The organism is Stenotrophomonas sp. TWI1183 (genome assembly GCF_039673115.1).
GTDB classification, from domain to species: domain Bacteria; phylum Pseudomonadota; class Gammaproteobacteria; order Xanthomonadales; family Xanthomonadaceae; genus Stenotrophomonas; species Stenotrophomonas maltophilia_AA.
Genome location: NZ_JBDJKZ010000025.1, coordinates 49190 through 62573 on the forward strand (window position 1 = coordinate 49190; position 13384 = coordinate 62573).

At 67.5% G+C, this 13384-nt stretch carries 7 protein-coding genes and 1 pseudogene; 3 read left to right on the forward strand and 5 right to left on the reverse strand.

Going from position 1 to position 13384, the window contains the following annotated elements; translation table 11 throughout:
- Positions 1 to 38 precede the first annotated feature (38 nt).
- Positions 39 to 932, forward strand: coding sequence for an ABC transporter ATP-binding protein (locus ABE434_RS17625; protein WP_346479727.1), 894 nt, complete (start codon positions 39 to 41; stop codon positions 930 to 932).
- A 13-nt stretch (positions 933 to 945) separates the two neighbouring features.
- On the forward strand, positions 946 to 4530 hold the full coding sequence (locus ABE434_RS17630) for a M1 family aminopeptidase (protein ID WP_346479728.1): 3585 nt from the start codon (positions 946 to 948) through the stop codon (positions 4528 to 4530).
- Positions 4531 to 4539: 9 nt separating this feature from the next.
- Here ABE434_RS17630 and ABE434_RS17635 read toward each other — a convergent pair whose 3' ends face one another.
- From ABE434_RS17635 to ABE434_RS17655, 5 genes are all read right to left on the reverse strand, one after another.
- Complete coding sequence (locus tag ABE434_RS17635) at positions 4540 to 4932, reverse strand: SseB family protein (protein WP_346479729.1); 393 nt, start codon at positions 4930 to 4932, stop codon at positions 4540 to 4542.
- 69 nt (positions 4933 to 5001) lie between these two features.
- The gene (locus tag ABE434_RS17640; RefSeq protein ID WP_179459553.1) at positions 5002 to 5499 is read right to left on the reverse strand and encodes a GNAT family N-acetyltransferase; all 498 of its coding nucleotides are present in this window, start codon (positions 5497 to 5499) and stop codon (positions 5002 to 5004) included.
- A 92-nt stretch (positions 5500 to 5591) separates the two neighbouring features.
- Positions 5592 to 7313 (reverse strand): alpha-amylase family glycosyl hydrolase, encoded by a 1722-nt coding sequence (locus ABE434_RS17645; RefSeq protein ID WP_346479730.1) that lies wholly within the window; start codon positions 7311 to 7313, stop codon positions 5592 to 5594.
- Positions 7313 to 8800 carry an MFS transporter gene (locus ABE434_RS17650; protein WP_346479731.1) on the reverse strand — a complete coding sequence of 496 codons (1488 nt, stop codon included), beginning with the start codon at positions 8798 to 8800 and terminating at the stop codon, positions 7313 to 7315. The genes ABE434_RS17645 and ABE434_RS17650 overlap by 1 nt, the downstream gene beginning before the upstream one ends.
- On the reverse strand, positions 8797 to 10998 hold the full coding sequence (locus ABE434_RS17655; RefSeq protein ID WP_346479732.1) for a Six-hairpin glycosidase-like protein: 2202 nt from the start codon (positions 10996 to 10998) through the stop codon (positions 8797 to 8799). Before ABE434_RS17655 ends, ABE434_RS17650 begins: the two co-directional genes overlap by 4 nt.
- Before the next feature lie 329 nt (positions 10999 to 11327).
- Between ABE434_RS17655 and ABE434_RS17660 the strand changes: the two are divergent.
- A pseudogene (locus ABE434_RS17660) lies at positions 11328 to 13298 on the forward strand (glycoside hydrolase family 97 protein); the annotation flags it as partial.
- Positions 13299 to 13384: the final 86 nt, after the last annotated feature.

The following is a 13384-nucleotide window of genomic DNA, read 5'->3' on the forward strand; positions in this document are numbered from 1 at the left end:
GCGGATAACCGAGGTATCGCCCAGGGGAAGCTGTTCGCATGCTTGAGATCCGCGCGCTGTCCAAGACCTACGCCAATGGTGTGCATGCCCTTGCGGGTGTGACGCTCGATATTCCCCGCGGCATGTTCGGCCTGCTCGGTCCCAACGGCGCCGGCAAGTCCTCGCTGATGCGGACGCTGGCCACGCTGCAGGAAGCGGACAGCGGCACCGCCACCCTGTCCATTCCCGGGGAGGCGAGCATCGATGTGCTGCGTGACAAGGATGCGGTGCGTCGGCGGTTGGGCTATCTGCCGCAGGACTTCGGGGTGTATCCCAAGGTCAGCGCACTGGACCTGCTCGACCATTTCGCGGTGCTCAAGGGGCTCACCCACAAGGCCCAGCGCCGCGAAGTGGTGGAGGCGCTGCTGCAGCAGGTCAATCTGTGGGATGCGCGCAAACGCAAACTCGGCACCTACTCCGGCGGCATGCGCCAGCGCTTCGGCATCGCGCAGGCCCTGCTCGGCGATCCGCGGCTGGTGATCGTCGATGAGCCCACCGCCGGGCTCGACCCGGAAGAGCGCAACCGCTTCCTCAATCTGCTCGCGGCGATCGGCGAGAACGTAGCGGTGATCCTGTCCACGCACATCGTCGAGGATGTCACCGACCTGTGCCCCAGCATGGCCATCATGAACAAGGGACAGGTGCTGCTGACCGGCAAGCCCAGCGATGCGATCGACGCGCTGCAGCACCAGGTCTGGCGCAAGCAGGTGGACGTTGCCGAACTGTCCGCCTACGAAGCCAACCATGTGGTGCTGTCCACGCGCCTGGTCGGTGGCCGGCCGGTGATCCACGTGCACAGCGCGACCGACCCCGGCGACGGCTTCGCCGCCGTTGCTCCCGATCTGGAAGACGTCTATTTCCAGCGACTGCGCCTGCAGTCGCGGGCCGCCTGACCGGAGCCCGCCCATGACCGCTGCCTTTTTCCGCTTCGAGCTGCGCGAGCAGCTCCGTTCCCCCCTGCTGTGGCTGCTGGCGGGCCTGTTCGCGCTGATGGCCTTCGGTGCCGCGTCGTCCGACGCGATACAGATCGGCGGTGGCGCCGGCAACGTGCACAGTAATGCGCCGACCGTGATCGCCTCGATGCTGGGCGTCTTCACCCTGCTCGGCATGCTGGTATCCACGTTGTTCGTCAGCAATGCGCTGCTGCGCGACGTCGATCTCGGCACGGCCGAGCTGATCTTCGCCAGCCCGATCAAGCGCCGTGACTATCTGGCCGGCCGCATCGGCGCCGCCCTGGTCAGCGGACTGCTGGTGTACGTGATCATCGCGCTCGGCCTCGCGCTCGGACCGCTCATGCCCTGGGTCGATCCGGCACGCATGGGGCCGGGCTCGCTGTACAGCTACGTCTGGGCATTCGGGGTGATCGTGATCCCGAACCTGATCTTCACCACGGCCCTGCTGGCGTTGCTGGCGGCGATCACGCGATCGATCCTGTGGGTCTACATCGGCGTGATCGGCTACTTCGTGCTGTACGGGGTCAGCGCGGCCCTGCTCAGCGACATCGACAACACCTGGATTGCCGTACTCAGCGAACCGCTCGGCCTGCGCGCGCTGTCGCGGACCATCCGCTACTGGTCGGTGGCCGAGCGCAACAGCGGGTTGCCTGCTCTGGCCGGGCAGCTGCTGGCCAACCGTGCGCTGTGGCTGGGCGTAGCCGCGCTCCTGTACGCCGCGACGTTTGCCCTGTTCCGCACCGAGCGCAGCGGCAGCGGCGGTCGTCGCTGGGGCCGCAAAGCCACTGCCGCGCCGGCCGCGCCGTCGCTGCGTCCGGCCCAGGTCGTGGTGCCCCGCGTGGTGCCGGGCCGTGGCGCCGCTACCGCCTGGGCGCAGTTCCTGCACCAGGTCCGCTTCGACACCCGCGGTGTGCTGCGCAGCGTGCCCTTCCTGGTGCTGCTGGTGCTGGGGCTGTGCAACTTCCTGCCCGGTGCGCTGTTCCGCCAGACCCTGTATGGCACGCCGATCTGGCCGGTCACCTCGGAGATGCTGACCGCCCTGCAGGGCGCCTTCAGCTGGCTGCTGATCATCATCGTGCTGTTCTTCGCCGGCGAGCTGGTCTGGAAAGAGCGCGCGGCGCGGATCAATGAAGTCACCGATGCGATGCCCGTCCCCAACTGGGTGCCGCTGCTGGCGAAGTTCACCACGCTGGTGGCGGTGATCGCCTGCTTCCAGGCGATCGGCGCACTCGCCGCGATCGGGGTGCAGCTGGCCAAGGGCTATACGCAGATCGAGCCGCTGGTGTACCTCAAGACGCTGGCGCTGGACTCGGTGGTCTACCTGTTGATGGGCGGTCTGGCGCTGGTCCTGCAGGTACTGACCAACAACAAGTTCGTCGGCTACGCGCTGCTGATCGTGGTGATGATCGGCCAGGCCGTGCTGGGCATGCTCGATTACACGCAGAACCTCTACAACTTCGGCAGCTGGCCGATCGCGCCGTACTCGGACATGAACGGCTACGGCCACTTCCTCCCGGGGCAGCTGGCCTTCCAGGGCTACTGGGCGCTGTTCCTGCTGGCGCTGCTGTGCGTCGCCTCGGCGTTCTGGGTGCGTGGCGTCGGCACCAGCCTGCGCCAGCGCCTGGTGCTGGCCGGCCGTCGCCTGCGGGGCCCGGCCGGGCTCGGCGCCACCGTGGCGATGCTGGGCTTCATCGCCTTGGGTGGCTGGCTGTACTGGAGCACCAACATCCGCAATGCGTTCCTCTCGCCGGACCAGCAGCTGGACCTGCAGGCCCGTTACGAGCGCGAACTGTCGCGTTACCGCGACCTGCCACAGCCGCGCATCGTCGCCGTGGACAACCGGATCGACCTGCATCCGGAAACCCAGTCGGTGGTGATCGATGCGTACTGGACCGTGCGCAACACCCACACCGCGCCCATCGCCCAGCTCCACGTGGCGATGAACGACGACCAGCAGCTGACCGCGGTCGACCTTGGCGGCCAGACCCTGGCCATGCATGACGCCGACCTGGGCTACCGCATCTACCAGCTGGCCACCCCGCTGCAGCCGGGCGAGGAGCGCCGCATCCACTTCCGCGTGAACCAGCACCCGACCGGCATCACCGCCGATCAGGCACCAACCAACCTGGTGGAGAACGGCAGCTTCTTCAACAGCAGCCTGCTGCCCTCCTTCGGCTACGACCAGGGCGTGCAGATCACCGACCGCAACGAGCGCCGCAAGCGCGGCCTGGGCGAGCCGAGCCGCATGCCCAAGCTGGAAGACCAGGCCGCCCGCGCGAACAACTACGTGACCGACGATGCCGACTGGCTGGCGTTCCGCAGCACGATCTGCACCGCACCGGACCAGATCGCGCTGGCGCCCGGCTACCTGCAGCACGCAGCCACCGTCAACGGCCGGCGCTGTTTCAGCTATGCCATGGACCGGCCGATGCTCAACTTCTATGCGTACCTCTCGGCCCGCTGGGACGTGAAGCGCGCGGCATACAAGGGCATCCCGATCGAGGTGTACTACGATGCGCGCCATGGCTACAACGTGGACCGCATGATCGAAGCGGTACAGAAGTCGCTGGCCTACTACGAAGCCAACTTCACGCCCTACCAGCACCGCCAGGTACGCATCATCGAGTTCCCGGGCTACGCGCGGTTCGCCCAGTCCTTCGCCAACACCATTCCCTACTCCGAAGGGATCGGCTTCATCGCCGACCTGCGCGACCGCGACAAGGTGGACTACGTGTTCTACGTGACCGCCCACGAGGTGGCGCACCAGTGGTGGGCACACCAGGTGATCGGCGCCAACGTGCAGGGCGCGACGATGCTCTCCGAATCGTTGTCGCAGTACTCGGCACTGATGGTGATGGAGAAGGAATACGGGCGGCAGCAGATGCGCCAGTTCCTCAAGACCGAACTGGATGGCTACCTGTCCGGACGCGGTAGCGAAGGCATCGAAGAGCTGCCGCTGGCGCGGGTGGAGAACCAGCAGTACATCCACTACGAGAAGGGCGCACTGGCGTTCTACCGCCTGCGCGAGGAGATCGGCGAGGCCGCGCTCAACCGCGCGCTTAAGCGCTTCCTGCAGGACAAGGGTTTCCAGCAGCCGCCCTACACCACCTCCACCGAACTGCTGGAGTACATCCGCGCCGAGACGCCGGCCGACCGCCAGCAGCTGGTGACCGACCTGTTCGAGAAGATCAGCTTCTACGACAACCGGGTGCTGGCCGCGACCGCGCACAAGCGGGCCGATGGCAAGTACGACGTCACCCTGACGCTGCACGCCGAGAAGCGCTACGCCGATGGCGATGGCAAGGAGACCGCCGGCAGGATGGACGACTGGATCGAGATCGGCGTGTTCGCCAACGCGCCCTCGGGCAAGGAGCGCGATCAGAAGGTGCTGTACCTGCAGCGCCACCACGTCACCGCGGCCAGCCCGTCGATCACCGTGACGGTGGAGGGAAAGCCGGACGAGGCGGGCTTCGATCCGTACAACAAGCTGATCGACCGGGTCTCCTCGGACAACCGGCGCAAGGTGACGCTGCAGTAGGACGCAGCGTCAGCGCGGCCCGTCGGCGAAGTCCTTGAGGATTTCGCCGACGCCCGACGGCGAGATCTCGAAGCCCAGCGACGTACCCGGATTGATCACCACGCCGTAGCCGCCGGGCACGCGCTTGAGCACCTCCAGCATCAGCATGCGGATCGTGTGCGGGGCCTGCTGGCTGTGGAAGCCGACCCGGCTCATATCGGTGAACACCGCCACGTGCAGGACACCCTGCTTGTCGAACAGCAGCGGATCGAAACCGTTGCCATCCGGGGTCACCAGGCTGCCGATGAGCAGCACCACCTCGGAGGCGACGAAGGCCTTCATGAACAGGCCGATCGGCAACTGACCGTCCATCGCGGTCTTGAGCAGGGTTTCGATCGGGGTCTGGGGGGCGGCGTCGTTCATGGAATGCAGGGATACGGGGGATCCCTCATTGTACCCGCGGGGTGACCGGGAGCCGGCCAGCGGCCGGCACTACCCTCGCGCGGGGGCGCCGATCAGGAACAGGTGGAAGGTCGCGTCCTCCTCGGCCAGCGCGACATGCGGCAGGCCGAGACGCGGCAGCGTCCGCAGCCAGTAGGCATGCGCGGTCACGTCGCCGCGGAACACCGCGAGCAGCCACTGCCCGTCGCCGGGGCGGACCAGTTCCTTGACCACATGCGCGGCCAGGCCTTGCCGCCGGTACGTGGGCAGCACGAAGAGGTCGGCCAGCTCGGGATAGTGGCGCCCTTCCCGCTCCACCTGATCCACCAGCACGAACCCGGCCAGCGCGTCGTCGACGAACAGCAACCGTGCCCACTGCGGGTCATCGCGCAGCGACGACTCGACATCGCTCCGGTCACAATCGAAGAGGCCGTCCGGACGCACCGCTTCTCCGCTCCAGGCCGAGGCCTCGAAGTAGTAGAACTGCATCAGGTGGAACAGGCGCTCGGCATCGTCGGGCGTTGCGTGGTGCAGGGACAGGCGTGACATGGACAGCGGACCCGGAAGGACCGCACTGCGCGGTCGCGGACCCGATTGTAATGCCCGGGCCACCGCAGTGCGGCGGACCGGGCACGCTCCGGCTACTTCGCCAGGCGCGTGGTGCGCGCACGCTGGTCGTCCACCGCCGCCTTCAACTGCTGCTGCAGCGCCGTCTGCTCGACCTGCGCATCCAGCACGAACACGCGCACGCCGTGTGCGGGCACCTCGGCGGTCAGCGATCCCGTCACCGTCTGGCTGGCACCGCCCAGCGCGTCACGCCAGGTACCGGCCTGCAGGTAGCGGCGGACCTCGATGGAGCGCGCCGTATCACCCTTGTTGAGCAGCACCAGTGCGGTCTGCGCGGTATCGCCCTGCTGCAGCACGCGGAAGAACACCGCTTCATCGCCCTGCAGGCGCTCGTTGACCTGCAGGCCGCGCTGCAGGGCCGGCGTGGCCTCACGCAGTCTGGCGATGCGCTGCAGCGGCGCGAAGATCGGGCTCTTCGGCGCGTCGTTGACGCGCTCCTGCCCGAAGTAGGCGCGGTTGCCGGCGTGCTCGGCGCGGCTGCGCATGAAGCCGGTTTCCGAGCCGTAGTAGATCACCGGGATGCCGCGCGCCGTGAACAACCAGTTGTGGGCATCGATGAACCCGGCATCGCTGGCATCCAGCCGCGCCATGTCGTGGTTGTCGTAGAAACTCATCAGCTCGTACGGATTGGCATACGGACCGTCGAGCAGGTGCAGCGGGTCGGCCAGGGTCTCGAAGCCCTTCTGCTCTTTGCCGAACACCGACGACAATGCGCCGCGCAGCGGGAAATCCAGCACGCTGACGTTCGCGTTGGCCGGCCAGGTGTGCTCGGCGATCTTGCCCGCGTCGTAGTCGAATGCCTCGCCGAACATGAACATGCCCGGATGCTCGGCGCGGATGCGATTGACGAAGGCATGCCACCACGGATGCGGCAGCCAGCCAATGGTGTCGATGCGCAACGCATCCCCCCCCTGCGCGGTCCACTGCAGGTAGGCGCCCACCAGGTAATCCATCACCGCCGGGTTGTGCTCGTTGAAGTCGGAGAGTTCGGCAAGGTTGCCATCGAAGATCGAGCCGTTCTTGCCGTCGACCGGGCCGATGTTGTTGTAAAACGCGTGCAATGGGTTGTGGACCGGGTCCAGCTGCTGCGGCGGCAGGTTCTGGTGATCGGCGATCAACCGGCCGTCCCTGTCGAAGATCTGGCCGAACTGTGGCTGCGCCACCGGCATCGTCCACGCGGGCGAACCATGGTTGCCGACGATATCCAGCACCACCTTCAGGTCGGCGGCGTGCAGGCCACGGGTGAAGGCGGCGAAGTCCAGGCCCTTGCTCGGCAGATGCTCGTCGAGCGTGTAGAAGTTGACGCCCCAGTAACCGTGGTAGCCGGTCTTGCCGCGGTCGGTCAGCGTGCTGGTGCAGCTGATCGGCTTGCTGCCGGTGAAGGCCTGGTCGGGGTTGTCGATGATCGGGGTGATCCACACCGCACCGAAGCCGAGATTGCGGATGTACGCGGCGTTGTCGAGCACGCCCTTGAAGTCACCGCCCAGGTAGCCGATGTTGCCGTCCACCTTGTCCGGGCACGGCACCGGGATATCGAACGTGGGATGCGCGCCGCCCTGGTCGCGGTGGTCGTTGGACGGATCGCCGTTGACGAAGCGGTCGGTCACCACGAAGTAGACCGCCTGGCTGGCGAAGGGCTCGCGCGTGCCGACATAGTCCGGGCGCTCGACGGCCAGGGCGGGGCTGGCCAACAGCGCGAACGACAGGGTCAGCGACAACGACGAATACCGGGACATCAGACACTCTCCTGTTGGGATGGCACGAACAGCACGCACAGGCCGGCCAGCAGCAGGCTGCCGCCCCCGAGTGCGAGCACGTGCATCGGATCGCCCCCCAGCCACGCGCGCAGCAGGAAGCCGAGCGCACTGGCCGCGACCAGCTGCGGAATCACGATGAAGAAATTGAACAGGCCCATGTAGATGCCCATCTTCGCCGCCGGCACGCTGTCGGACAGCAGCGCATACGGCAGCGACAGGATGGAGGCCCAGGCGAAGCCGACGCCGACCATCGACAGCAGCAGCCAATGCGGGTCGCGGATGAACAGCATCGAGATCAGGCCCAGTCCACCCAGCCACAGGTTGACGAGGTGGCTCCAGCGCAGGCCCAGTGCGCGCACCATGAGCGGGATCAGCAACGCCGCCAGCGCAGCGAACCCGTTGTAGGCACCGAACAGCACGCCGACCCAGTTGGCGCCTTCGTTGTAGGCGGCGGAGGCGGTATCGGTCGAGCCGAAGTGGGTGCCGGCGACGGCGGCCGTGGTGTAGATCCACATCGCGAACAGCGCGAACCAGGAGAAGAACTGCACCCAGGCCAGGCGGCGCATGGTGCGTGGCATCGCACGCAGGTCGTCGACGATGGTCGCCAGCATGTGCGGCCCCGGCACGCAGCGCGCGATGCCCAGCAGCACGCCATAGGCGATGCACAGGCCGGCCAGCACGTACAGCATGCGGTCGCCCTGGTACCACGTGATCGCCGCTGCCAGCGCGATACCCACCGCCACCCAGCCGCCGATCTGCGCCCACGGGGGCGGTCCGGCCACGCGCGCACTCTGGTGCACCGCGGACGGCTCGGCATCATCGAAGCGGGCCAGTTCGGCCGGTGAGTATTCCCGGGTGCTGACCACGGTCCAGGTGATCGCCGCGAGCAGCACCGCCGCCCCGAAGTAGAACGCGTAGCGCACGGTATCCGGCACCTGCCCCGCGGCCGCCGTGTTGGCGACGCCGAAGTGGGCCAGGATGAACGGCAGGAAGCTGGCGACGATCGCACCGATGCCGATGAAGAAGCTCTGCATGGCGAAGCCGGTCGGCCGCTGGCGCGGAGCAAGCTGATCGCCGACAAACGCGCGGAACGGTTCCATCGATACATTGATCGACGCATCCAGAACCCACAGCGTGCCGGCGGCGATCCACAGCGTGGGCGAATTCGGCATCACCAGCAGGGCGAGCGTGGTCAGCACCGCACCGATCATGAAGAACGGACGGCGGCGGCCCCAGCGCGTCCAGGTGCGGTCGGACAGGTAGCCGATCACCGGCTGCACCAGCAGGCCGGTCAGCGGGGCGGCGATCCACAGCCCGGGCACCGCGTCCATCGGCGCGCCCAGCGTCTCGAAGATGCGGCTGGCATTGGCGTTCTGCAGCGCGAAGCCGAACTGGATGCCGAGGAAGCCGAAGCACATGTTCCAGATCTGCCAGAACGACAGGGTCGGTTTGGGCGTACGGCTCATTGGCGCGGCTCCAGCGACACAGCCACCGGCATCAGGGTCAGCGCGGACACGTGCGCCTCGTTGAGCACACCGTCCCTGCCGCCCTTGCCACCGTTGTACTGCGCGAAGTGGGTAAGCGCGCTCATGTTGAAGCCCTCCTCCAGCGCGATTCGGCAGCTACCCGCCGGTGCCTCGAACTCGACCGCCGTGGAGTCCTGCTCGCCCACGCTGTGCGGCATCACCACCGGACGGCGCTGGTCGGGGTGTCCCTCGCACTGCAGCACCAAGGTCTTTACCGCCGCGGTGACGCCAGTGTTGATCGGGCCGTTCGGATTGTCATAGCGCAGGCGCGCACGCCAGCGTCCGGCGCTCGGTGCGGTCCACTGCCAGTGCGTGGCACCGGCCAGCACCTGCTGCGGACCGACGCAGGTCATCGGGCTGTGCAGCGATTCCAGCGTTCCCTCACGGCGGGTCAGGCTCAGGCAATGGCTGGCCCCGTCCCGGGCAATCGTGGCGATACCCCCTGTGGGCGACAGCGTCTGGCCGTCGCGCCACAGCACGTGATCGGCGGGCACCGGGATCTGCCAGCCTGCCGTGGTCTCGCGAGGCACAGGTGCGGCGGGGGTGGCCGGGGCGAAGACGGCTGCCGGGCGGACAATCGCCGGCGACGGCATCGCCGCACGACCCGCCAACGGGACCAGCTGCACCGTGGTGGTAGTGCCGTCGCGCTGGATGGCGCCCGCCACCAGCAGTTCGCCGGCGACCTGCTTCGGCCGCACCAGCACGTAACGCTGCTTGCCATCGTCCAGGCGGATGCGGTCGCGCTCGCCGAACAACGTCGGCACCAGTGACACCGGCAGCTTCGGCGCGATGCGGCCATCGTCTTCCACGCCGAACACACCTTCCAGCACCATCGAGAGGTAACCGGCCACCGACCACAACTGGCGCGGCGAATTGACCACCGGACCGCTGAGCACGCCTTCATCGACATGCACGGCCAGCGTGCGCATCTCATAGTTCTCCATGTTCGAGCCAGCCAGCGCGGTGCCGCGCATCAGCGACTCGATCTCCATGGCGATGCGCGGGGCATCATCCAACCGCCGCGCCGCACGCAGCGAGTACGCACTGACGAAGGGCCAGATGCCGCGGTTGTGGTAAATCGGCTGCTGCGCTTCCTGCGGCCAGACGACCGGGCTGCCACCGGCCACGGCCGGGTAGTTCGCCAGCGCGCGCCGTGCGCGATCGGCCGGGAACACATCGGCCAGCACACCCAGCGACAGCGCGAGCAGGTCGTACTTGGCGTACGGCACCGGGTGTGCCGCCTCGCCGATGTAGCTCATGTACTGCCCGGCGTCGTCGCGCCAGAAACGCGCGTCGATCTGGCCGGCCAGCGCATCCGCCCATTGGCCGTACGTGGCAGCGCGTGCATCGCCGTGCTGGCGGGCCAGCCGTTCGGCCAGGCGCAGCGCTTCGTAATGCAGCACATTGGTGGACAGCGCGAAGGATTCGCCGATGAAGCGCACGTCCTCGCGGGTCCAGTCCGGATAGGTCTGTTCGCGCCAATCCAGGAACGAGGTTTCGCCGCGATACAGGCCGATCCGTGCATCGAACACCGCCTCGCGATCCTGCGCCAGGGTCGCCTGCAGCGCCTGCCAGACCTGGTCGGCGAATGCTGCATCATCCAGCAGCCCACGTGCGGCCAGGAACCAGACCACGCGGTCGCTGCTGATCGGCCAGCTGCCACCGGAGCCTGTGTCCTGCGCCACGAACAGGCCCGGGGTATGTCCATCGCGCGCCGTGGACAGCTTGAACTGCAGCGACTGCCGCGTACGCACGGGATCCAGCCGCGACAGCGCCAGATCGGCGGCGAAGCTGACATCGCGCGTCCACACATAGGGCCAGCGCTCGCCGGTCTGGAAGCACGCGCAGGGAACCGGCTTGCCGTGATTGAAGGCTGGGTCGCGGATCGCATCCACGCGGTCGTCGGCCATCTCCTGCTGGGCCAGCCCGAACAGCGCATCGAACAGCACGCTGGCGGTCTCGCTGCGCATCGGCTGCGCACTGACGCGCACCTCGCCCTGCGGCGCATGCAGACGATAGCCACCCGCGGCGGCGGTTTCGGCGCGCGCATGGCGACCATCAAACTCCAGGTCCGCCGCGCCCGCGGTGGACCCCATCGCTGCCCCGAGGGCAGCGGTCAGGCAGATCATCTTCAGCATCGAAGTGGCGAACCGGCTCGCGCCTGTTGCCTCCCTCCCCTTTGCTCGCGTTGTAGGTCCGCACCGCCCTGCGACGTTGCGCTCGCGGCCCCCTCCCAGGGTGCCTTGGCCCCATGGTAGACGGCGCACCGTAGCCTGCATCGACCTGCATACGTATTCATCGGCACGGCGGTCGGCAGGCGTGAGGGCGTCGCTATAGTCCCGGTGTGTTTTCGGCCGCCTTGGGAGGGGAAATGCCGTCACTGTCGTATCCAACGGACGGGCATTGCGCACGTCGTCGCCTGTCCCTGCTCGGCTGGATCCTCTGCGCGTTCAGCGCCACCGCGGCTGCCGAGCCGGTCACCGTGGCCAGCGTCGAGTCACCCGGCAAGGTGCTGCGCGTATCGCTGCAACTGGACGGCGGTACCCCCAGTTACCGGATCGAACGCTTCGGCGAGGCCGTGGTGGACACCTCCAGGCTCGGCTTCCAGCTGCGTGATGGCCGACTGGACCGTGATCTCGCCGTGCTCGGCCAGCGGTCGCGCAGCGTCGATGAGACCTGGGAGCAGCCGTGGGGCGAGCGCCGGCTGACCCGCAATCATTTCAACGAAGTGGTGGTGCAACTGGCCGAACGCAGCGGCGCCAAGCGTCGCATTGATGTGGTGTTCCGGGTCTATGACGACGGCCTGGGCTTCCGCTATCACTTCCCGCAACAGCCGGGCATGCGCGAGGCGATCATCGACGATGAGCTGACCGAGTTCGCCATCGCCCCGGCTTCCACCGCCTGGTGGATTCCGGCCGGTGAACCGATTCACTACGAGTATCTCTACCAGCGCACGCCGCTGGACCAGGTGCCGCTCGCACACACACCGATGACGCTGCGCAGCCGCGATGGCCTGCATGTTTCCATCCATGAAGCCGCGCTGGTGGACTACGCCGGCATGTGGCTGCGCCGCACCGAGGGCCAGCGCCTGCGCGCGCAGCTGTCGCCCTCGGCCGAGGGCTGGAAAGTGCGACGGAGCCTGCCGTTCGACACCCCGTGGCGCACGCTGCAGATCAGCGACACCGCCGGCGGACTGGTCGAATCCAGCCTGATCCTCAACCTCAACGAGCCCAACGTGCTCGGCGACGTCAGCTGGGTGAAGCCTTCCAAGTACCTGGGCGTGTGGTGGTCGATGCACCTGGACGAGGAGAGCTGGGCGACCGGCCCGCGACATGCCGCGACCACGGCGAAAACCAGGCGCGTGATCGATTACGCCGCCAGGCATGGCTTCCGCGGCGTGCTGGTGGAAGGCTGGAACCCGGGCTGGGACGGCGACTGGGTGGGCAATGGCTACGCGTTCGACTTCACCCGGCCCACGCCGGATTTCGACATCGAAGCGCTGTCCGCCTACGGCGCGAAGAAGGGCGTGCACCTGATCGGCCACCACGAAACAGGGTGTGCGATCGAGCACCACGAAGATCAGCTTGGCGCGGCGCTGGACCTGTATGCGCGGCTGGGCGTGGATGCGTTCAAGAGCGGCTACGTCTGCGATGACGGCCAGGTTGACCGCCGCAACCCCGCCGGTGGGCCGTTGTGGCGCGAGTGGCATGACGGCCAGTTCATGGCCCGCCACCATCTCAAGGTCGTGCAGGAGGCGGCCAGACGGCACATCGCGGTGAACCCGCACGAGCCGATCAAGGACACCGGCCTGCGCCGCACCTACCCGAACTGGATCAGCCGCGAAGGCGCGCGTGGCATGGAGTACAACGCCTGGGGCCAGCCACCGAATCCGCCCGAGCACGAGGTCAATCTCGTCTTCACCCGGATGCTGTCCGGGCCGATGGACTACACCCCAGGCATCCTGAGCCTGAAGGGCCGAGGCGGCCAGGCGATTCCCAGCACGCTGGCCCGCCAGCTCGCCCTGTACGTGACGATCTACAGCCCGATCCAGATGGCGGCCGACCTGCCCGAGCACTACGAACAGCACCGTGAGGCCTTCCGCTTCATCGAAGACGTGGCAGTGGACTGGGACGATACCCGCGTGCTCAACGGCGAGGTAGGCGACTACGTGACCATCGTGCGCAAGGACCGCCACAGCCGCGACTGGTTCCTGGGCAGCATCACCGACGAACACGGCCGTGTGTTGCCGGTGTCACTGGGCTTCCTGGAAGCGGGCGTGCGTTACCGCGCGGAGATTTACCGCGATGGAGACGGCGCCGATTTCCGCAGCAACCCGTTCGCCTTCGTGCGCGAGACGCGCGAGGTGACCAGCGCCGATGCGCTGGTGCTCACCCTGGCGCCGGGCGGCGGGCAGGCGATCCGCTTCACGCCGTTGTAGAGCTGATCAGAGGTCTCGACGTAGCCCCATGACGGGTAGTGCCGGCCGCTGGCCGGCTCCTGCATCTGCATGGCATCCCGTGGAGC